Origin of the sequence: Azospirillum griseum (assembly GCF_003966125.1) — a bacterium.
GTDB lineage: Bacteria > Pseudomonadota > Alphaproteobacteria > Azospirillales > Azospirillaceae > Azospirillum > Azospirillum griseum.
Map to the genome: position 1 here is coordinate 1 of NZ_RXMA01000190.1, position 255 is coordinate 255.

General features: G+C 69.8%; 1 pseudogene. It reads left to right on the forward strand.

The features are described 5' to 3' along the window. Positions 1-255, forward strand: a pseudogene (locus EJ903_RS26730) (electron transfer flavoprotein subunit alpha/FixB family protein); the annotation flags it as partial.

Here is a 255-nt window from a genome sequence, read left to right on the forward strand (position 1 = left end):
CCGCTGGCGGCGCTGGTGGTGTCGCTGGCCGGTGGCTATGGCCACATCCTGGCCCCGGCGACCTCGGTGGGCAAGAATCTGCTGCCGCGCGTCGCCGCCTTGCTGGACGTCGCCGCCATCTCCGACATCACCGGCGTGGTGTCGGCCGACACCTTCGAACGGCCGATCTACGCGGGCAACGCCATCGCCACCGTCCAGTCCAAGGATGCGGTGAAGATCATCACCGTGCGCGGGACCGCCTTTGAAGCGGCGGCG